At 45.4% G+C, this 19,483-nt stretch carries 20 protein-coding genes, 1 tRNA gene and 3 pseudogenes; 6 read left to right on the forward strand and 18 right to left on the reverse strand.

Features of this window, described 5'->3' with window-relative positions:
* Window positions 1-319: 319 nt before the first annotated feature.
* The 3 genes from IPL83_06330 to IPL83_06340 form a co-directional block, all read right to left on the reverse strand.
* Window positions 320-619: a hypothetical protein gene (locus IPL83_06330; GenBank protein MBK9038762.1), complete on the reverse strand. Its 300-nt coding sequence runs from the start codon at window positions 617-619 to the stop codon at window positions 320-322.
* 404 nt (window positions 620-1,023) lie between these two features.
* Window positions 1,024-1,329 (reverse strand): hypothetical protein, encoded by a 306-nt coding sequence (locus IPL83_06335; protein MBK9038763.1) that lies wholly within the window; start codon window positions 1,327-1,329, stop codon window positions 1,024-1,026.
* A gap of 328 nt (window positions 1,330-1,657) precedes the next feature.
* Window positions 1,658-2,251 (reverse strand): hypothetical protein, encoded by a 594-nt coding sequence (locus IPL83_06340; GenBank protein ID MBK9038764.1) that lies wholly within the window; start codon window positions 2,249-2,251, stop codon window positions 1,658-1,660.
* Between the two features lie 251 nt (window positions 2,252-2,502).
* On the opposite strand from IPL83_06340, the pseudogene IPL83_06345 reads away from it, so the two are divergent.
* Window positions 2,503-2,835, forward strand: a pseudogene (locus IPL83_06345) (transposase).
* 48 nt (window positions 2,836-2,883) lie between these two features.
* Window positions 2,884-4,072 (forward strand): annotated as a pseudogene (gene chrA, locus IPL83_06350) (chromate efflux transporter).
* A gap of 54 nt (window positions 4,073-4,126) precedes the next feature.
* On the opposite strand, the gene IPL83_06355 reads toward chrA, so the two are convergent.
* The 6 genes and pseudogenes from IPL83_06355 to trxA all read right to left on the reverse strand — a co-directional run bounded on the left by IPL83_06355 (window position 4,127) and on the right by trxA (window position 7,134).
* On the reverse strand, window positions 4,127-4,288 hold the full coding sequence (locus IPL83_06355; protein MBK9038765.1) for a hypothetical protein: 162 nt from the start codon (window positions 4,286-4,288) through the stop codon (window positions 4,127-4,129).
* Window positions 4,267-4,452 (reverse strand): sulfite exporter TauE/SafE family protein, encoded by a 186-nt coding sequence (locus tag IPL83_06360; protein MBK9038766.1) that lies wholly within the window; start codon window positions 4,450-4,452, stop codon window positions 4,267-4,269. Before IPL83_06360 ends, IPL83_06355 begins: the two co-directional genes overlap by 22 nt.
* 146 nt (window positions 4,453-4,598) lie before the next feature.
* Complete coding sequence (locus IPL83_06365; protein MBK9038767.1) at window positions 4,599-4,919, reverse strand: TSUP family transporter; 321 nt, start codon at window positions 4,917-4,919, stop codon at window positions 4,599-4,601.
* Between the two features lie 380 nt (window positions 4,920-5,299).
* A complete protein-coding gene (locus IPL83_06370; GenBank protein MBK9038768.1) occupies window positions 5,300-5,491 on the reverse strand; it encodes a YeeE/YedE family protein in 192 nt (63 codons plus the stop codon).
* A gap of 222 nt (window positions 5,492-5,713) precedes the next feature.
* Window positions 5,714-6,756, reverse strand: a pseudogene (locus IPL83_06375) (MBL fold metallo-hydrolase).
* A gap of 18 nt (window positions 6,757-6,774) precedes the next feature.
* Complete coding sequence (gene trxA, locus IPL83_06380; protein MBK9038769.1) at window positions 6,775-7,134, reverse strand: thioredoxin; 360 nt, start codon at window positions 7,132-7,134, stop codon at window positions 6,775-6,777.
* A gap of 84 nt (window positions 7,135-7,218) precedes the next feature.
* Here trxA and IPL83_06385 point away from each other — a divergent pair, with 84 nt between their 5' ends.
* Complete coding sequence (locus tag IPL83_06385) at window positions 7,219-7,524, forward strand: winged helix-turn-helix transcriptional regulator (protein ID MBK9038770.1); 306 nt, start codon at window positions 7,219-7,221, stop codon at window positions 7,522-7,524.
* A 129-nt stretch (window positions 7,525-7,653) separates the two neighbouring features.
* On the opposite strand, the gene ltrA is transcribed toward IPL83_06385, so the two are convergent.
* The 8 genes from ltrA to IPL83_06425 all read right to left on the reverse strand — a co-directional run bounded on the left by ltrA (window position 7,654) and on the right by IPL83_06425 (window position 14,665).
* The gene (ltrA, locus tag IPL83_06390; GenBank protein MBK9038771.1) at window positions 7,654-9,006 is read right to left on the reverse strand and encodes a group II intron reverse transcriptase/maturase; all 1,353 of its coding nucleotides are present in this window, start codon (window positions 9,004-9,006) and stop codon (window positions 7,654-7,656) included.
* A 665-nt stretch (window positions 9,007-9,671) separates the two neighbouring features.
* Window positions 9,672-9,745 (reverse strand) — tRNA-Cys (locus IPL83_06395).
* Window positions 9,746-9,825: 80 nt separating this feature from the next.
* Entirely contained in the window at window positions 9,826-10,782 is a 957-nt protein-coding gene (locus IPL83_06400) for an ATP-binding protein (GenBank protein ID MBK9038772.1), read from the reverse strand.
* A complete protein-coding gene (locus tag IPL83_06405) occupies window positions 10,740-11,309 on the reverse strand; it encodes a hypothetical protein (GenBank protein ID MBK9038773.1) in 570 nt (189 codons plus the stop codon). Before IPL83_06405 ends, IPL83_06400 begins: the two co-directional genes overlap by 43 nt.
* Before the next feature lie 122 nt (window positions 11,310-11,431).
* A complete protein-coding gene (locus IPL83_06410; GenBank protein ID MBK9038774.1) occupies window positions 11,432-12,304 on the reverse strand; it encodes a tyrosine-type recombinase/integrase in 873 nt (290 codons plus the stop codon).
* 143 nt (window positions 12,305-12,447) lie between these two features.
* Entirely contained in the window at window positions 12,448-13,104 is a 657-nt protein-coding gene (locus tag IPL83_06415) for a hypothetical protein (protein ID MBK9038775.1), read from the reverse strand.
* 75 nt (window positions 13,105-13,179) lie between these two features.
* A complete protein-coding gene (locus IPL83_06420) occupies window positions 13,180-13,878 on the reverse strand; it encodes a hypothetical protein (GenBank protein MBK9038776.1) in 699 nt (232 codons plus the stop codon).
* A 7-nt stretch (window positions 13,879-13,885) separates the two neighbouring features.
* The gene (locus tag IPL83_06425; protein MBK9038777.1) at window positions 13,886-14,665 is read right to left on the reverse strand and encodes a hypothetical protein; all 780 of its coding nucleotides are present in this window, start codon (window positions 14,663-14,665) and stop codon (window positions 13,886-13,888) included.
* 625 nt (window positions 14,666-15,290) lie between these two features.
* On the opposite strand from IPL83_06425, the gene IPL83_06430 reads away from it, so the two are divergent.
* Together IPL83_06430 and IPL83_06435 are read left to right on the forward strand one after the other, a co-directional pair.
* On the forward strand, window positions 15,291-16,532 hold the full coding sequence (locus IPL83_06430; GenBank protein MBK9038778.1) for a M48 family metalloprotease: 1,242 nt from the start codon (window positions 15,291-15,293) through the stop codon (window positions 16,530-16,532).
* Between the two features lie 990 nt (window positions 16,533-17,522).
* A complete protein-coding gene (locus IPL83_06435) occupies window positions 17,523-17,774 on the forward strand; it encodes a hypothetical protein (protein ID MBK9038779.1) in 252 nt (83 codons plus the stop codon).
* A gap of 532 nt (window positions 17,775-18,306) precedes the next feature.
* Here IPL83_06435 and IPL83_06440 read toward each other — a convergent pair.
* Window positions 18,307-18,846 (reverse strand): hypothetical protein, encoded by a 540-nt coding sequence (locus IPL83_06440; protein MBK9038780.1) that lies wholly within the window; start codon window positions 18,844-18,846, stop codon window positions 18,307-18,309.
* 218 nt (window positions 18,847-19,064) lie between these two features.
* Between IPL83_06440 and IPL83_06445 the strand changes: the two genes are divergently transcribed.
* Window positions 19,065-19,316 carry a hypothetical protein gene (locus tag IPL83_06445; GenBank protein ID MBK9038781.1) on the forward strand — a complete coding sequence of 84 codons (252 nt, stop codon included), beginning with the start codon at window positions 19,065-19,067 and terminating at the stop codon, window positions 19,314-19,316.
* Window positions 19,317-19,483 lie beyond the last annotated feature (167 nt).

Here is a 19,483-nt window from a genome sequence, read left to right on the forward strand (position 1 = left end):
TATTGGAAAGTCACGGCACTCAATCAATAAATCAAAGACCGCAATGAAGCAATTTGAAATAAACGAATTGAGTCTAAAATCAGCAAAGAAAAGAGCTGGTGCTGGGTCTACCACAGCTGCTGATGCGAAGCAATTTGAACTGCATCGAATTTCTCTTGAAAGAGTAAGCCGTTAAAGTTGGAAAAGGATCTCTGTCTCAATCAGCTCGCTGTCGTGCTTGGTGCTCGATGAACACGAGAATATTGAATTGGCTCTGAGTTTCCAAGGGTGATGTTTGAAGGACCTCAGCACTCTACCTTCTACGGATCAGCACTTACCGTCAAAGCTCAAAAGGACCTTGAGAGGATTGAATAGCTAAAGGCCGATCAATCTCGTTGGTGGCAACCAAAGCTCGATCTTTATGCAAGCGGATACGGTCTGCCATCACTTTCTGACAGTTAAGATCGCGCCATGAGAAGGGACAAGATGGGACGGCTGCGTGAGAATGACCATTGATCTTAGACAGGCTTCGAAGATCGAACCGAAGCTCGCCAGGCAGGCAGAATCCGCTTCCTTCAGGAAAAGGGCGGCCCACGCTGTTCGTGAGGGCTGCTTTAAAACCAAGGAATTGAAACACCACTTGAAGATCCTTGGCGAGCTTATCAAAACAGCTGACTAAGATGTTCAGGGTGGCAGGAAAGCTTTACAGCTAACGGAGAATGAATATAATCGCGGTGTTAAAATGGACCTGACTTACTGAGGCCTGTCTAGAAGTACTTGAGTTTCCGAGACTAACGCATTGATTACTACCGAGATTTTCCACCACTCAAGCTGAAATTTAGAGTTTGGTCTCAAAGTGGACCCTTAGTCAATGAGAATGAGAGCCATCCCTTTGGGCTCCTCAACACTGTTAGGGCGACTCCACCCGGTCTGGAGACCAAGCTTAAATTTTCCGTTCCTCTCAAGCCTTACTGCAACTGCTGCCAAGTGAAGTGGCTCACCACTTTCCCTTGTCGGGAATAAGCGGATATCATGGATGGCGTCTCACGATGCCACCCAAATCTTGATGATTCCTGCTTCGCTGAGGCCATGGTTGCTGGGCGCCTCGGCCGCACAACAGAGCCTTCTCCACAGGCTGATGAACGGGCAGGACCCACCTCCTCGTTTTGAACATTTATTGGCATTGATGTCCCTATCGTGATGAATATGACATGATTCATACGTCCATTCCCGATCGGAAAGGTGAGTTCGCTGTTCACGAACCCACTGATGGTACATCTTAGAATCCTGGAAACCAAGTCGATATAAAATGCAAATGTCGGTCGTATTGGACAGCATATACACCTTCATTATCTCAATAAGTCTTCCCTATGATTGAAATGCAATTGACTTTGCCAGTCTTCGGTTTTTCATCATGCCCTTCACATTGAGTGTCTCCATCGCCACCACTTGGTTCTTGCGGTAGATATTGAGAGCCAATTTGTGAAGATAGTCCTCCTTTGGGAACCTTTATTCCTTCGTGCAACTTTGCAAGTCGAAATCTTGTTTTTTCGTAGTTGGAGCGACTTCATGTTTTTCTGATTTCTGTATATCTTCGCTGGCGCTGCATCTTCTTTTAAGTCCAGCTTGCTCTCGAGCGTTTCCAATGTCCTCCGAACTCGGATCTTCTCGCCATCACTCAGAACAATATGCTTACGTTCAGATCTACACCCAACGATCCCATCATGGGTTCAAAGAATTTTCCTCTTTCGTATTGAATTTTGTGACGATGCTGGATGAAGTATCGTCCACTTGCAGTTTTAGAGATGGTGGCGGCACCGAACTTTGTACCGTCTGGAAAATTCTCTATGCACTTCATATCGGTATCCAAGTCTTGTATTTTGGAACAAATACGTGCCTTCTGTCCTGACACTCGATTTGATTTTTGGTTGTGGAGTGAAAACTTTGCGCAGCCAACTTCTTTGAGTCTTGGCCTTTTACCGCGTCCTGCTGTCAGATTCCTGATATGCGAGCATCGAGAACGGGAGTTGCAACTCGCAAGGATTGATTCGGTACGCCACCAGCCAGCCAATGGCTTCTTCTCCAGATGAGAGGAGATGTTCTTGCATCTCCGTGCGAGAGAGAGTTTCTGTATCCCATCCGCGTACAGCTCCTCGTTTATTTTAGAAATTGTTGTACACAAAACGAACCGAGCCAAATATCTTCCCCTAGATGCCGTTTCTGCACCGGTGAGGAAAAATTTCAATTTGTAGCGTCGTGTGAGTGGATTCATTCTGCCTGTTCTATTATTGTAAAGTTATGAAAAGTCAAATCAAAGAAAAAACGAAATTACGTGGACATTTTCACGCCGTTTACAGTCTCAACTATCATTTAGTGTTAGGCAACAAATATCGAAAAGATGTCCCAATCCAGAGCAATTAGATTTTCTAAAACAAGAGTTTGGTAGACTTCTTTGTGAAATGGGACTGCAGACTCCTCGAGTTTAGCGGCAAAGAACACCGTTCATCTTCTCTTTAAGAAGCACACCCGGCGATGAATCTTTCAAAGCTCATCAACAACCTAAAAACCGTAAGGAGCAGACTTATTAGGAAGAAGTTTCCAGCACACCTGAAGAAAATTATTCGAAACCTGTTTTTCTGGACTCCGAGCCTATTGTCTCTCATTTCGACGGGCGGAGCGACACTTGAGGTCATAAAAAAATATGTAGAAAATCAGAAAATGGGAAAAATCCATCCTGATTTCAAGACCTCCTCCATCCATGGAGGAAAGTCAAGTTTCATTCATCTCCCACCTAAATCCAAAGATTTTAGATGGAGAATTCTAAAACGGGTTTTGGTAAAAGGCAAAAACGATTAGACTTCTGAGTAAGAACAATGATAGTCGTCTTTTCATTATTTCCTTCGCATTCATGGGAGAGCTTGTGTGTCTCATATTTTGGGGAGTTTTGTTTCTTTTGCAAGACTTGGTCTCACGCTTCATTCGGTGGCCCCATTGCCCATCTCAGTTATTTTCACGATGAGTTCGTCAAGCGAAAAAGTGGATTAACGACGGCTCACGCGCCGACCTTGTGGCGCTCTGCCAGCTCCTACCAGGTCCCGCGAGTACAGTCAGGTCAGACGCGGCCATTGGACTCTCGCGTGCCGGATACTTGGGGCAATTGCCGCTTGGATGGCATTTACCGTTCCTTCAGCATTGATCCTCGTTCTATTTGGACTCGGTATCTCAAAATTTAATCCCAGTGAGTCTTGGCTTCATGGACTTAAGATTGTTGCCGTCGCAGTTGTGGCCCAGGCCATGTGGAGGATGGCAGTTCAACTTTGTCCCGACAAAAAGAGAGCAACAGTCGCCGTTGTCGCAGCGGTCCTTGCGTCGGTGATCACATCGGCGATGGTCTAGTCATTCGTCATCTGCATCGGCGGAATCGTCGGAATTATGTATTTCCGAAAGCATCAAGAACTGCCTCATATTCCAATGAATTCAAAAGTGAGCCAAACTGCAGGGAGTCCTACTCCTCTTATTTGTGACATTGCTCGTCTCTTCTTCCCTATGGCTGCTCTCCAAAGCCAAGATCAATCCATCAAGCTCTTTGATAGCTTTTTTCGCGCAGGATCGCTTGTTTTTGGCGGAGGCCATGTTGCTTTACCTCTTCTACAGGCTGAAGTTGTCCCAACTGGATGGGTTTCGAAAGAAATGTTTATGGCGGGATACGGCGCCGCCCAAGCTATACCCGGTCCTCTTTTTAGCTTTTCGGCCTACCTTGGGGCCGTATCACAAGTGCAACCTTTCGGTTGGCCTGGAGCGACGATTTGCCTGATAGCCGCATTTCTACCTTCTTTTTATTGATTGTCGGAATACTTCCGTTTTTGGGAAAAATTGAGGAAGCACAGTGAAATACGATACGCCATGCAAGGATAAATGCTTCTGTTGTTGGTCTTTTACTTTCAGCATTCTACAATCCGGTATGGACGAGCGCGATTTTGACTCAAAGGATTTTGCACTGGCAGCAAGCTGTTTTTCTGCTCCTTGTTTTTGGACTGTGCCATCGTGGATCGTGGTTCTATTAGGGGCGGCAGCTGGAGGATTGCTTTTATGAAACTGACCATGCACGACGATCGGGGATCGATTTCTTACAGAAGGTGTAGTCGGTCTACAACCGAAACATCTGATCGATCAAAACAATTGACCCCACAATCAAAACAAACCACCCAAAAGCAGTCTTTAGTTTGTTCTCTGGCACACGTTTGCCAACTTTAATGCCAACGACAATTCCCACAACTGCGATTGCAATTATGGTGAATAAAAAGTCCACTGCACACCCATAATTTTACTAAGACTTGTGGTGAAACCAAAAAGTGAATTCAAGGCAATGACCAGTAAAGAGGTCCCAACCGCAATTCGCATGTTTAGACCAGCAAACACAATGAGTGTAGGGACGATAAGAAATCCGCCGCCAGCACCAACTAAACCCGTCAATAAGCCAACAAAAAAGCTTTTGGAGCAATACTTAGTCCAGGACGCTTATGAGACTGAACTGAATCTAGATGTGGAGTCTTTTTCGAATCATTGAGAACGAGGCCGCGAGCGTTAAGACTGAAAATAAGCCCATGATCACAATCTCTTTAGTGAGGACTAATCCACCCGCTTGCCAGATTTCCTTCGGCATCATCGGCAACAACAGCGACCTTGATATATATTCCAACAAAACTAGGAAGAGCAAAGCCTATTGCCGCAGAATAATTTACTGTATTATATCGAAGATTGGACGGGACGCCTACTACGGCTGTGACTCCTACCACAAGCAAAGAGTATGTTGTTGCCACGATTGGATTGATTTTAAAGAAATAAACTAAAATTGGAACAGTTAAAATAGAGCCACCGCCTCCGAGCACTCCGAGTACTACTCCCATCATGGCAACGGCAAAATAGCCTAAGACTTCCATATGTACTTTTCTGTGATTCGGTATCCGTACATCCCCAAAAAAAGAACCAAGCGATGTAATCGCAGGGCCTGAACAGTAACCTCCGAGTCCCCATCCAAATCCAAAAGCGCTGAGCCCACAAGAAGCTTCGGCGAAATGTCTTTTCAGTGGGGGTATGAAAGTGAGCGTCAAAGAGAGGTGACTTTCGGTGCCTCACCAATCTGTAGCCCAAAAGTGAACCGCAATCGAACCGGCCATTACAAAAATCAATGAAGGATCCGCAAACACATTTAAAAAAGCCAATCACCTTTTTGAGGCTGAGTCATACCTGATACACCCAGGCCTAATGCAAAAATTAGCCCCTACTACAAAAGAAGTTGCGACTCTATTCGACTTCTTCTTCACCGTGCACCTCTTAAAAAGCTAGCTGTCAAAATACCTACGGCGATAAAAGTTAAGGTTGCAAGTATAGATCTAACTGACATGCGGCTGATACCACATACGCCGTGACCGCTGGTGCAACCACTCCCCATGATAGTTCCAAACCCCACGACAAAACCTGCTGCGATCACTTGCCACAAATCTACGTGCAGTTCGAAGCAAAAGCCTGTGGATAAATCTGATACAAAATGACTCCACCTGCAACGAGTCCAGACACAAACGCCACCGCCAAGACATATCACCTTTAGAGTAGCTGAGGAGCCCGTTTGCAATACCACTGATTCCAGTCACGCGCCCGTTGAAAATCAGCATCATAGACACCGCAATTCCAATAAGTGATCCACCGACAAGAGGAAGTATAAACGCTTCCATGCCTATTTCCTTTCAACGGCATAACCGAGTTCATTCCAGCGAATCATTCCACCAGTCATGTTAGAGGAGAACTTAAATCCCATCTGTTTACTTAGCAAGGTCGCTTGGCCGGATCTGGCGCCACTACGGCATACAAAAACTATTTCTTCGGACTTATCTGCATTTCGCAAAAAGTCTTGCAAGCTATCACCGAGAGTTACAAGCCTTGCATTAGGTATATGCCCTAGCTCATTATTAAATTCCTCCGGCCTTCTCACATCAACGATCAAGAGGTTATTAAAACAAGTACTTACTTTTTCCGGCGTTACCTCTGGCACTCCATCTACCGTTTGTGGATGCAAGAGTCTCTCTTCAACGGAATTCTTTTTTCCACACCCTAAATTGGCGGGTACCGCCTCATGAATTTTTTTGGGGTTCGCAAGTTTTAATTCACTCATCGTTTTAATGAATTCATCTTTGCTTTTATTAACACCGATACGTGGGTTAAAGCGCATTTCTTCATCAATGGTTGAAACTGTGTGCCCGCGGTAATCATGCCCAGGGTAAACCTTGGTGTCTTTTGGTAACTTGAATAGCTGCTTATGCACACTGTCAAAAAGTGCAGACGATGATCCCATCTGAAAATCCGTTCGTCCTGTACCACGAATCAAAAGAGCGTCCCCGGTAAACACTTTGCCATCGCAGTAAAAACTCATACAGCTATTGGTGTGCCCAGGAGTAGCAAGAGCTGTAATTTTGTAATACCAAACTGCAACTCCTGCTCATTATCAAGTGGTATGTCCACACAATCAACATTTGCACTTTGGCTTACGGCCGACTTCGCATTGGTCAATTTTCTTAGCTCCCCGGAACCAGTAATGTGATCGGCATGAATGTGTGTGTCTAAAATATATTTCAACTTTAGCCCAAGCTCACTCATAAGCTTCATGTCTCGATCAACAGTTTCAAGAACGGTATCAATAAGCACTGCCTCTTTCGTTTCTGGATCGGCTAGTAAATATGTATACGTTGAAGTCTCAGGTTCAAACATTTGTCTAAAAATAATTTCATTTTTCATAATAAATTAATCCTCTTGAACATTTAAAATATTGCTGATCGCTTTTTTAAGTTCGGTTTTTGGCACCATGCCTGTTGCCATACTGGGCTCACCCTCTTTGGGTATAAACAAAATGCTTGGAATACTTTTGATACCAAATGCCCCGGCCAACTCAGGACTCGCCTCAGTATCTACTTTATAAATGTGTAACTTCCCCTGGTACTCACGTGAAAGCTCCTCTAATATCGGTGACAACGCTTTGCAGGGACCACACCAGTCTGCATAAAAATCAATAATTGCGGGCAAATCCCCTTCGTACTTCCACTCTTTTTCCGCCTCATAATTGAACACCTTAGTTTTGAAAGTACTTTCGTTGAGTTCTTCCATATTCCACCCCCTTCTTTATATTATTGTATTGTGATATTGTAATATGTCAAGAGGTAATGACGTATTTAATTATTAGGAGGCCAGATGGTATTTAAAACTTTTTCAATTTCAAAAATGGAGGACAAATGTGAGCTAGTCGCAGGTCTATTGAGAGCCCTCTCTCACCCACAACGCCTCATGATATTGGGCCATCTTATTCAAGGAAAGAAAACTGTCACTGAGCTGCAAAATCTTTGCGGAATTTCACAATCTCAACTTTCTCAATTTTTAGGAAGAATGAAATTAGAAGGTTTGCTGGATTGTGACCGAAAGGGGAGATTTCAATACTACTCAGTGAGTGATAAAAAAATCATAAAACTTATCCAATCCATACAGACCATTTACTGTTAACAAAATAACTATTGCGCGTCTAATTTGCAGGTTAAAGTTGGAGGTTTAATTACCGAGTAGCCAGGGGCCTTGCGGCCCCCAGCCCTCACCGAACCGTACGTACGCGTTCACGTATACGGCTCTTCCAGATTAAAGCAGCCTAGGCTGCGTGTGGCAAAGATGATTGGGCACAACGCCTATGGGCTTTAAAGGTTTCCAGATTTCTTGCGCAAGTTTGAACAGCTTGCGCCACGGGACTGGACGACGTTGCCTGCGGTATTTGCGCCGAAGATAGCGACAAATCAGACGCCTCACAGAGTGGAGCTCCCGGTAAAAAATATGGTTCGCATTGGAATAGCGAAAATAATTGCACCAACCCCGCCAAACAGAGAGCACAACTTGCCGTGCTTCCGCCAGAGTGAGGTGAATCTTGAGCTTTTCTCGCAGACTGTCTTTGAGGCTCCGCCTAGATTTCTCCGAGGGCTGGCGCGCAATCCAAAATCTTTGTGGATTATCTGCGAACGCCCTTAGATGGATCTTGAAACCAAGGAAATCGAACTGAGATTGATAACCACGACGGTGATTACTCATGTCTACTTCTCTTGTCTTGGACTCCTTTAGGGAAAGCTCCCCGCCTTTCATCCAAACGTAGAGAAAACGTCTGGCCGTTTTAAGCTCCGACGCTGTTCTTGCCGTGATGATAAAATCATCGGCATAACGAAAGAGCTTTACCGATGAGCTTTGTCCATAGACTTCTGCAAACTTCTCGTCCAACACATGATGAAGATAAACATTGGCTAATAGCGGTGAAAGTGGTCCGCCCTGCGGAGTTCCCTTTATACTTGGCTGCCAAGGCTTTCCTGGCTCCTGAAACCCTGACTTCAGAATTCGACTAATTAACCGCATAATTCGCGGATCAGCTATTTCCTTAGTTAAGAATTTGAGTAGCTTATTGTGACTGACTTGATCGAAAAAATTCTCGATGTCAGCCTCCAAAACGTGTCGGTCACGATAGGCTTGTTTTGCCACTATAGCGACACAATCTATCGCCTTCCTCTTGGGTCTAAACCCGTAGGAAAAATCGTAGAACCTCTGCTCGTAGACTACCTCCAATAGTAGCACGAGTGCCCTTTGGACCACGCGGTCCTCTAAATTGGGAATACCCAAAGGTCTTTTCTCCCCATTGCTTTTGGGGATGTAAACTCGTTTGACTGCACCCGGTTGATAGGCGCCCGCTTCTCTGAGTTTCGCACTCAGAGATTTAACAAATTCCCACTCGTTACCTTTTATTGATCCCACGCTGACTCGATCTAAACCCGCGCATCCGCAATTATTTAGAACTAGTTTTAGTGCATCGGCAAGAAGATAGGGGTCGGTTATATAGCGATAAAGATCCCACTGTTTACGACCTCGTTTTGCATGATCTGCCACCCGAACTCGAATACGTCTTGTTTGTGGGTTGAGGGACATTTGCTTCTCAACCCAGGTTGGATGTTGGGACATCTCAAGATCCTCATTACAGTCGCATTTGCGAGCTCAAGTTCCTTCTGGACCTGACAACCCCTTCCTCTGACTTCTTCCCTGAGTCTCACCATGTTTCCATGGCTGCTTGAGTATTATGGGTGTCTCTGACTTCTCTTAAAACACCTGATCAGAGCTTATTGACTTCACTCCTTCGGTTGTCTACTTGCTCAACCATCATAGACCGTCTTAAAAGATCTCTCCGGTTAACTCCTATGACTCTCACCGGCCCGCCTACAGTCAGTTGCAAGAGAGTGAGTGTCGGTCATTCCGGTTCCACCTGCCGACAGCTTGTAGCCTTCCACGTCGCCAACCGCTTGGGCCTTGCCTCTATCTTCCCATTAACTCGCATTTTTAACTGTTCACTATTAGTTTAGGCTGACCGATGTTGCTCGCGCACAATACCTCGTGACCGCTTTTCACTTGCTACTTAACCCCCGAGTGTTACCACTGCCGGAGACCGCAAGAGGCTTTAGCGGATGGGGCCGGTAACGAACAAATCTCTATTCAGATGTGCTCCCCCTTTCCGCACCACTACCACAGACCTTTAAGAGCGTCTGCTGCGCAGACGGTCCCGCCGCCATTGCAGTTTTGTCTCTAGCACGACTGAGAGTGGTATAGTACATAGGGTCATCTTCGGACGAAAATGGAGGTGGCGGCCGGATTCGAACCGGCGTTCACGGATTTGCAGTCCGGCGCCTAGCCACTTGGCTACGCCACCTCACCCGATAACCTGAGCTTTGGATAAAAGCAAATTCGCCTCCAAAACTCAAGTCCTATTCAATGGATCAGAGAAGTTGCTCACGCGAAAATTTGATTGAGATTCTCGAAGTTTCTCCAAGCCCACTGTGAAGCCTCATTGAGATGAGACAATTGGATGGATAGATTCTCATCCAAGTCGGCCAAAGTCCTAGCCACCCGCATCAGAGCCCGCATTCGGCGCCGAGAATCCCCCATCGTGGGCAAAAGGTTTTCTTTCACAAAGGGAGGCAGAGTCTGAGAGATCTTTGCCTCATCCGTCCTGCCGTTGACTTCGATAAAACCCATTTCCTGAATTTCAGTCAATTGGCGATTTCTTTGAAACAGACGAGCTCTTTCGATATGTTCAAAAATGCTTTGCATAGACTCCATTCCAGCATTTTTGGAATGACCCTGACCCGTCTTTGCCCAATCGCTGCTAAAGGCCAAAACGTCAAATCGATCCAGCATGGGACCACTCATCCTTTCTAGATAAGATCGACAACGAGTCAGACTAAATCGGCACGGGGCTCTGCGTTCTGGAACCAAGCGTCCACAATGACAAAGGTTGGTCGTGGCCAGCAAAAGAAATCTCGCCGGTAACGTCTGATTTTGCCCTCGACGAGAAATGACAATCTCTCCGCTTTCTAGTGGCTCACGCAAGGATTCCTTTACCTGGGTGGGAAATTCTAAAAATTCATCTAACAGAAGCAATCCACCGTGCGCCCGAGTAATTTCACCTGGAAAGACCGGGAATCCCCCGCCAATCATCGAACTTGGAGTCACACTGTGGTGAGGTGAAACAAAGGGCCGATAGGGCGTCGAATCGCTAAACCAGCGTTTGACTCGCGCCATCTCGGGCCACAAGTGAGAGGGAGGAGGCCCAAGAAGAGCATGCAGCCCTCTGGCAAGAGTCGTTTTGCCAGAACCGGCGGGACCGGCGACCAATGTCGCATGCTCTCCGAGTGAAACTATTTTTAAGAGTTTAGCCGCTTCGGTCGGAAAATCCAATTGAGGCAAAGGAGTCGCCTCGAACTTAAATTCACAAAGGGCTTGGCCCCCAATTTTTCCGGAGATCGCAGGCCCTTAAGATCCTTGATCATGAGAAAGGACCACGGCAGCTGTTGATCATGGTTCCCAGTAAAGATCGGGGCTTGAGTGGGGTGATTGAAAAGAGAATCCAGGTCTCCTGGAGCATAGACTTTCCCATCAAGTCCGAGCTCGCCGTAGACATAGATATCCTCGCCAAGCCCTTCTGGTGGCCTCATCTGGCCTGATTTCCAGAGGTAAGCACAGGCAATTGCGAGCTCCAATCCTCGACTTGATTTTCTCCAATGTGAAGGTCTCAAGTTAATAAGAATTTGCTGCCCGGCTGGCCATTTGAACCCTTGAGTCTTGAGGGCCGATTTGATCTTCAGTCCACTTTCTCGAATAGCCGTATCTGGCAAGCCCATAATTTGAAGCTGATTCACACCTGGGAGCAGGTTCAGCTCAACCTCAATAGAAACCAGCTCCATTCCTTTTCGGACAAATGAATAAATTCTCATAAATCCCATTGATGCAAAAAAGAAGGAAGCGAGAAGTCCTATTCTTTCGGTCGCGGGCTAAATAGAGTCCAGAGTTCGAATCAGATCGGACAAACCCCAGAGCTAAAATTCAGATTTTTTCTTTATTTCTCGGCGGGCTCAGACAAAGGATGATGTCGATCGATCTCTTCTCGAATTTTTTTTGCCGACACTGATGTATAAACTTGCGTTGTTTGAATACTCGAATGCCCAAGAAGTACCTGAATCGATCTGAGGTCGGCTCCCGATTCAAGGAGTGCCGTTGCGCAACCATGCCGAAACCGATGAGGCCCCATCGGTTCGTCGAAGCCCGCCTTGATAGACCAAGCCGACAACCAGCGCCAAATGTCCACACGGGAAGGCCGATGACCTCGATCATTTAGCAAAACTGCTGAATTCTCGCCCTTCACAAGATAAGGCCTGACTTCTGCCAAGTAATCCCTAAGCTCGCGCATGAGCTTGACCGTTAAGGGAATTAATCTTTCCTTGCCACCTTTGCCCAGAACCTTAATCCAAGCTTCAGTTTCATTGATGTCAGACAAATCAAGTCCCACGAGTTCGCTGACCCGACACCCAAGGCCAAAGAGCAACAAAAGAGTGATCTGATTGCGCGCTGTTCGATAGGAATTTTCCACTTCGCAGGCTTGAATAAGACGATGAAACTCGTCCGCAGTGAGCCCTCGAGGAAGAGTGACGTTGACCTTCGGAGGACGCAATTGCCTCAACTCAGGCACCGTCATTCCCTGCTTTTCACAAAAGCGAAAAAAGGTCCGCAAACTGCTGACCACCCTCGCCTGAGACCTTACACTCAAGCCTCGCTGACTCAAAAATTCATATAGTCTGGAAATATCGGAATGCTTTTCCCGAAATTCTTCAAAAAGCTCCAAGTCACGACGATATGCCATAACGGTGTTCAGTGACCGTCCTCGTACATGCTGCAAATCATCGAAGAACTCAACCCAGTACTGTAGTGCCATAAAGAATGCGTGTTATATCAGAAAGCACCCCTAACGCCAAAGACTTTTCTGGTCCCTTGTTTTCCCTGTCCTGCCTCGACCTGCTCAGCTCAGGCTTTGAATTCAAAATATGCTCAATGGTGCTCACTTGCGCTCAATTCTTCTCACTGGCCACCAAAACCAACCAAGGTCGAAATTTTTCCGAGAAAATCTTCGTTGTTGTTCGCATCAAAATCCCAAAGACTCAATTGAATTGTTCCCTTTAAATCATCAGTTCCGTCAACAAGATCATAGCTCCTAACCAAAATACGCTTGCCACTGCTATCAGACATCTCCACTTCAAATTCCTCACCGTTCACAATGCCATTGCCCCTTTGGCTGACAAACACTTTTGTCACGTGTGCTGTTTGTCCCTTAAGTACAAAATCAATGAGAAGAGCATTTTCATGCTCTCCAGACTCATTTTTTAAATCAACAAAAATGGCTCTTGCCATATCCATGTCGAGAGGCGACAAATCGCCCGATTGTCCCATAAAGCTGAAGTCCAAAATAGCCAAAACACTTGCAGGTGGGCCCATCGTACCTTCTTGGTCTGACCAGCCTTCCGCAAAATAGAGGGCTGCGTTTTCATTATTCGCAATTGTCGAAAAGGAAGACATACCCCCTACGCCAGAACTCTCTCCAAATTCTTTAATCAAATCCATGAGCTCTTTATCGCCAATTCCAGCATCGGCCTCTCGCCACTGATAGGAGCAGCCGCAAGCAAAAATTGCGACTAACAACCCACCTAGTAATGTCCATTTCGCTTTCACATTTTTCATTTTCTTCCTCAACCATTTCACTTTACTGGCCCATCAAATTTTTAATAGATCTATTTCTCATAGATTTAAATAGGTTTAATAGGTAAAGAAAAATTTATTTAAAGGCGGAAGACCCGGGTAGCCGACCACACAGGCAACGCTATTAACCGAGTCAACAATAACGTCGGCCATGAGACCATAAGGATAAACGCGACTTCCATCGTCAACGAGGTTTGGCTGAACGCCCCGTATAATTCCATAATCAAAGTGCAAGCGAACGATCGTTCCATCGGTATGACGAGCCTCTAGTGAAAGACCACGAAATCCACCCAGCGAAGGATCCCACTGTCCATTTGCTGTTGTGGCAACCTGATAGGCTCCAACGGGCATGGGACAATACTGAGAGGAAACTCTCACCGACATGATTCCAATAGCTGAGACCGGACCACTATAACCGGAAAATCCCGAGGCACCGGCCGATCCAGCAAATGTAAGGCCAAGCTCAAGACGGTAATTAGCCAGTGTTCCTCCATTAAATCCTAGGGCAGCTCCGAGCTGAGTCCCGTCAGCAATGCAACTGGGGCAAGCTGGATTATAAGGATTTACTGGAGTCGTCGCCGTCTTGCCGTCTTTCTTTCCACAACCAGTGGTCATCATGGCCAATGAGACCATCAGAAAGGCAAAGAAACTCCAAACTACAAAGTTCTTTATTTGGTATTTTTGATTCTTCATATTATTACCTGTTTCCTGTTTTCCTGTTTTCCTGTTTAAAAAATCCGTAAATTGTTCAATCATTTAACTATCAATAATTATCCAATATTTCCTTCGTCTCGCCATTAAAGGCCTCATCTAATACCATCCCGGAAAAACTCCCGAGTTCAACGTAGTCACTGTCAGGATAAATGCTGCGAGTTGTTTCCACTGAACGATCTGTTTTCCATGCCCGACAATCATATGGTCCAAGAGAGACGAACCAACATCGAGTGGGGGGATGAGGAGCATAAGTTAAACCGAAATTCTTAAAATAAACTTTGCCGCCCAAAAGATCTTCGGGACCTTTTCCATCACCAAGATCGATCCACTCATCTATAACGACAATAATACCGCCAAGAAAATCTTCGAAGAAGCCATGGTAAGCATACTTGTTGTCTTTATGTTGCCAAATATTAAATTGAACTTCCTTATCACTTGATCCTGAAGTGAAGTAACCTTCTTCTTGGTACCCATTATCAACGTAGCTGACAGTGACAACGCCACCGTAGCCATTTCCAGCTTTGGTCAGATTCACATTGAGTCGAATGTCTTTTGGGCTGTTCATGGGACGACCCGTGTACTCACCCATGCGCTTATTTTTTGCTCTCTGATCAGCACCAGTAATCTTAAGTTCTGCTGATCCTCCCCACTCCCAGTTGGATCCTGGACCTTGTCCCGGACCGTTTCCAGGAGGAACATACGGCCCTTGCGGGACCTCAACAACAGGAGGTGCAGCATCAGGGGGAGTCTCCTTCTTTTTTTCCTTCGCACAGCCAGCCAGTACCGCCAGGCCAACGAAAGCCACCAGAATATTTTTACTTCGCATCATAATCACAACCTCTGTTAAGCCCTACAAACCAGGCTCGTTTCTAACAACCAGTTAGTGCCAGGCCCGTGCCCGAATGAGACGATTACGTATAACTATTTGAAATAACTAGATAAGTGTCCATTTTGAGAAGATTGCTAGACACTATGAAGAAGTGTCAAACAGACGGTGTCCAGACATAAATTGTCATTTTCCGTGAAACCCTTGTATTTACAAGTGGATAGCAAATTTAGAAGTCTGGCTTTAGCACCTGCACCACCTTAGCCCCCAAATTCTTGCCTTTGGCAGCATTCGCAAAGATCATTACTAACGAAATAAAAAAAGCTAAAGGTTTTGTCAATTCTGCCGACACAGGACTTAGGGAGTTCGAACAATGACTAAAATAAACTCAGCCAGCCTTCTTGCCGCCTGTGCCGTCATCTTTTTTGTAGTGAAGGTTATCATCGGCGTTATGGGTTGAGACACAAACGTTAAGCGAACCTAATAAAAAACCAATCAGCGTTTTTGAGCCCCCTTTTTTGGGTGTCTAAAGCACAGGAACTCAAAATGTGGCGCAGAATTATACCTCAAACTGTGGCATATGAATTGCAAAGGTCTCGTTGCGATACACACTAGAGGAAAGATAAAAATGAATATCAGACGAGCACTTGTAGGTATACCAATTTTTGTTTTTACCTTAGCCAATACCAATTCAGTCTGGGCCAAATATCAGTCACTTTTGTCTGGCGAAAAGGTGCAACTAACTGAGAGACGTGTATATAACAACTATAAACTCTGGGAATGTAAGGATGACGAACAGAGCGAAGATAGATTGATAGAAACTAAAAGATACCTAGGTGATGTAGTTGAACTCGTTATGGATGCCAACCCTGACGTATTTAGGTCGGAATACGCGAAAAGCGAATTTTGTCTATTCGTGCTCAAGGGCGAAGCCGCTAGGGGAAGCATGGCATCCGCGGGAAACATGGGAAATGGAACTCTCAAGTTTTCAAATTTTGTTGATGAATTTGAGAGTGACGCCGAAGTTGCGGCAGTCATTGCCCATGAGTTGGCGCATGTAACTCTGCAACATTATCTTGGGACTCCCTTTCTTCATCCTGGAGTAAACGATCAAGAGATTGCAAATCTACAAAAGGATTATTTTAAAGAACTGTCAAAATTCTCAACGGAATACCTGGCGATTCTTACAAAGCTTGCGTCACATCAGAATCTGCCGGAAACGCTCAAGCAATCTGCGCAGAAACATAGAGATGTTTTTTCGAATTTGAAGCTAATGGCCGACACTCAGGTTGGAGTTGCAGTTGACTCCGCCAAAAATGATTGGGATCGCCCTTCTGATTCAACGGATACTGAGTTTTTTCTTGGTCAACTTGATTCTCTTGGTTACCAAAATTATGCCGATAAAATTCGACAACTGGATGAAAGTAAATTAAATAATGCTCTCTCAAATTATATTTCCAGGTTGAAGAGACTTATTGGCGATGCCGAATTCAAATATTGGATGGAAATAGAAGCTGATCTTGTTGGGCTTCGATATTATTCACGAGCGGGCTTTGACCCAAATGCTTTGCTAGATCTCTGGGTGAAAAGAGAAAATTCAGAGTCATGGTTGACGGGAATAACTTGTAACCGGCCTGTGCGACTGGACAAAGCCCCAGCCGTACTTTACCCTCTCAAGATTAGAAATAAACTCCTTATCGAACAGAGTCATCCAACCCACTGCTGGAGGGCTTGGAGATTGGCGAAAGAGATTGAATATTTAAGGCAAGAGGGTTGGTCATTTGGTGAAAAAGTAAATATTCATGAAACCAACAATCGCTTGCAGAGAATCAAATTGGAGGAAAAAGATCATGAAAGACTTTCCAAGTAAACTTCAAAATTTCTCGACCTTAAAAACCATGATTTTTGCTAGCGACCGTCATATCTGCCGCACGATATGTGACCCTATGCTATTTCCAATAACCGCATTTGATTGTGAATTAAATGACGTCACCAGTAATTTTGGAGCTGAGTTGAAACACCTCTCTAAGAGCAGGATGCATAAGTCACGTCTGTCCGATTCTCAGAGGAGCATTGGGCGGAAACGTCCGTCCATTGCTTACTTAGTGCTCGGGTGGTTTTCTGTTTTTTTCTTATATATTTCGCTTATTGGTTGTTCAGTATTTAGGGAGCGGCCGGGCTCGAATTGCTCCGACTATGAACCGTATTGCGGATTTCTAGGTGCAAGGAAAGAGTGCACATACAATTCGAGTGGTTGCAGGTCCTGCACTTGCATTCCAAATCCCGGAACAAACCTATTTGAGCAACAACAAAGAAATCCATAATGCCTGTCCAGTAGGCATTCAATTACCCACAAGTTTCATTCCGTTTTCTTCCGCGACTTGAATTTCTGCGAGTCTAGCATTCCTCTCCATTAACCACACCGGCGGTAAGGTCCATCCCTCTTATGCACAGCTCTCGGAGGTACAGAAATTGCACCTATACCTCTCCACCCTGATTTGTGTGTTTGCGGCTGTAGTTTCTCAGGTAACTCTTTCATCAAGTTGGTGATCTTACGTCTTGTAGAAGCCTGAAAGTTCGGATTCAATTTTTCGCCTCAGTCTTCGCAGTCCTGACTCTGAACATAGGAAGTATCCCAAAAGCAAGTGCCTCTCAAGCTGGCTCCTGCCTTGCCGCCCTTCCGCAGCCGGAACAAAAAAAGAACTCAGGTTTTCGCGGCTTATTTAAGATCAGACAATCTGAATATCCAGATAAACCCACAGTTGTCGAGTCTTCAAGGGATCAGCATGGTCTCATTGAGATCTCAAGAATCCACAGGTGGGGGTGGGGCTCCAACCATCAGTCTCCAGGGGCACAGGATATGATGGGCAACCCTCAGTGGGTGTTATTTGCCTTTGGATTGGAGGCCGCTGAATGGATGGGAGTCCGCCAGTTGGACGAGCACACAATGACCATTTTTGATGGCGAAAGAGCAAAAAATGTCGTCACTGCTTTAAATCAACAAATGATCAAGATGAATCTCGATCCCTTGCCCATCCAATTTTATCAATTGCCTCCCTACGTGGGCCTGCAAGATATTGTTCCCTATCTCACTTTGTTTTCCGATTCCTGATCTCTGCCGATCTCCGGTGAGTTTAATTCCCTCGTCCACGATTTCTCCTACCATTTCTCGTCCATTATTGCGCCACCAGTTGTGATCAAATTGATAAGGATTCAAACTCGTTTTGTTTTGAAATTCGTTGAACACCTTTCTTCAATTTCCTTATCTTTTGAAAATCAGACACAGAGGGATCATATTAAAAGAATAGAAAATCTCCCTTCATTTTCCTTTATGCTTGTTGCAAAATTTGGATCACATTGTTCTGGCGGTAAAGCTTCCGGAGTACATATTGCCGAGGTAATTAAGTCTGTCACAAAGGCTTGGCCTGCAGGTTCAAGTCGGAAGGATATGGAGATCATTTCAAGGCGACTCTCCGAGGAACTTGAAGCCTTTCCAACCTCCACCAAAATGACCCTGATTTTAAATTCAGTTTCGAACCTGATGCGGCAGAACTCCCGGAGACACTCACTCGAAGAAGAGATCAGGTGCTCAGGGCCATCGAAGCCATCAAGCATAATCTCAATAAATAAATGAAGACACCATTTTAAATCAGATTTCTCATGTGTCCCCAGGCTTGCTTCTTTCTCTCAGCTACTTCGGACCCGGTACCAAGCATCTCCGAGAGGGAGTAGGTCTTTCGCCACCGACGCTCGGCATAGATCACGTCGGCGCCAAGGCGAGCATGTTCGATTCCAAACTGATCTGCCCACTGTCTACCAAAGATCAGACCCGATGGTATTCGTATGTTTTCCAACAAAGACCTTAAATCAGCCTCCGAACCCGATCCTCGTAAATACAGCACTTGATTAGAAAACAAGGCTGTCATTATCCTGGTGAATAGTTCTTGGATTTCGCCAGACATTGGTTCGGGAATATAAACAATAATACTGGCCGAGTCAGGATTGCCCTCGATTCGCCAACTTGGAGAAACAGAGCCAGCCACTGAAAAGCTCTTCGACAGAAGATGCGGGCGAATGACGTGAGTGAGGCCTAAAACCTGTGCAAAATAAATCTGCTGTGGCGAAAATCTGACATTCACTCTATCCATCAGCACCAAGCTAACAAAAGGGATCTTGCACGTCACTGAATACCCCAGCGCATTATCATAGACCTCCTGCCCTTGAACAGAATAGGGAGGACCACCGAACAGCCAGAGGGACTGAGGCATCGAAATAAAGACCAGGTCGGCAAAGTTTTCCTCCGCCTCAGGACCAAATTGATGCGTATTCCATTGGGCGCCTTAAGAACAAAAAATGACATCCGATAACTAACTTGTGAATCCTATTTCAACAAGGAGGGGAAATGGATAACTTAAAAAAGACAAAAGAAACGAATTTACAGGCAAATGAGCCCCAGGTTGTAGCAGAATTCCGCATCAACGCAGTGCCAACCCAGACAGATCAATTCCTGATGGACTACAACCACTGCTGTCTCTGTGGAAACGAACTCCTGTTTACCCATGTAACGGATTTTGTTGCTTTGCACGTCCAAGAAGAGTCTTTTTGTACGAAGTGCAACATTCGCACAAGGCAAAATCACCACGGCCTTCAATAGAAAATAAGAAAAAAATCATATCAAGTGGAAGCACTGCGCTACCCACTTTCTATCTACTGACAGTGAGCCAATAACCTCGCTATAAGTAATTCAAATTGAGCGTTAATGAATACGTTCTCCTCAGCATGGGGGGACGTATGAGCAATGCGCGTTCCAAAAATAAGTAG

The sequence above is a fragment of the Bdellovibrionales bacterium genome, from assembly GCA_016716765.1.
In the GTDB taxonomy this organism is placed as follows: Bacteria; Bdellovibrionota; Bdellovibrionia; order Bdellovibrionales; family UBA1609; genus JADJVA01.

Bases quoted from the DNA above. Each gene is read 5' to 3' on its own strand.
- IPL83_06335 (MBK9038763.1), bottom strand. From the start codon at position 1,329: ATGAAGGTGTATATGCTGTCCAATACGACCGACATTTGCATTTTATAT.
- IPL83_06340 (MBK9038764.1), bottom strand. From the start codon at position 2,251: ATGAATCCACTCACACGACGCTACAAATTGAAATTTTTCCTCACCGGT.
- IPL83_06365 (MBK9038767.1), bottom strand. From the start codon at position 4,919: ATGGAAGTCTTAGGCTATTTTGCCGTTGCCATGATGGGAGTAGTACTC.
- trxA (MBK9038769.1), bottom strand. From the start codon at position 7,134: ATGGAAGAACTCAACGAAAGTACTTTCAAAACTAAGGTGTTCAATTAT.
- IPL83_06385 (MBK9038770.1), top strand. From the start codon at position 7,219: ATGGTATTTAAAACTTTTTCAATTTCAAAAATGGAGGACAAATGTGAG.
- ltrA (MBK9038771.1), bottom strand. From the start codon at position 9,006: ATGTCCCAACATCCAACCTGGGTTGAGAAGCAAATGTCCCTCAACCCA.
- IPL83_06405 (MBK9038773.1), bottom strand. From the start codon at position 11,309: ATGAGAATTTATTCATTTGTCCGAAAAGGAATGGAGCTGGTTTCTATT.
- IPL83_06410 (MBK9038774.1), bottom strand. From the start codon at position 12,304: ATGGCACTACAGTACTGGGTTGAGTTCTTCGATGATTTGCAGCATGTA.
- IPL83_06415 (MBK9038775.1), bottom strand. From the start codon at position 13,104: ATGAAAAATGTGAAAGCGAAATGGACATTACTAGGTGGGTTGTTAGTC.
- IPL83_06420 (MBK9038776.1), bottom strand. From the start codon at position 13,878: ATGATTGAACAATTTACGGATTTTTTAAACAGGAAAACAGGAAAACAG.
- IPL83_06425 (MBK9038777.1), bottom strand. From the start codon at position 14,665: ATGATGCGAAGTAAAAATATTCTGGTGGCTTTCGTTGGCCTGGCGGTA.
- IPL83_06430 (MBK9038778.1), top strand. From the start codon at position 15,291: ATGAATATCAGACGAGCACTTGTAGGTATACCAATTTTTGTTTTTACC.
- IPL83_06435 (MBK9038779.1), top strand. From the start codon at position 17,523: ATGATGGGCAACCCTCAGTGGGTGTTATTTGCCTTTGGATTGGAGGCC.
- IPL83_06445 (MBK9038781.1), top strand. From the start codon at position 19,065: ATGGATAACTTAAAAAAGACAAAAGAAACGAATTTACAGGCAAATGAG.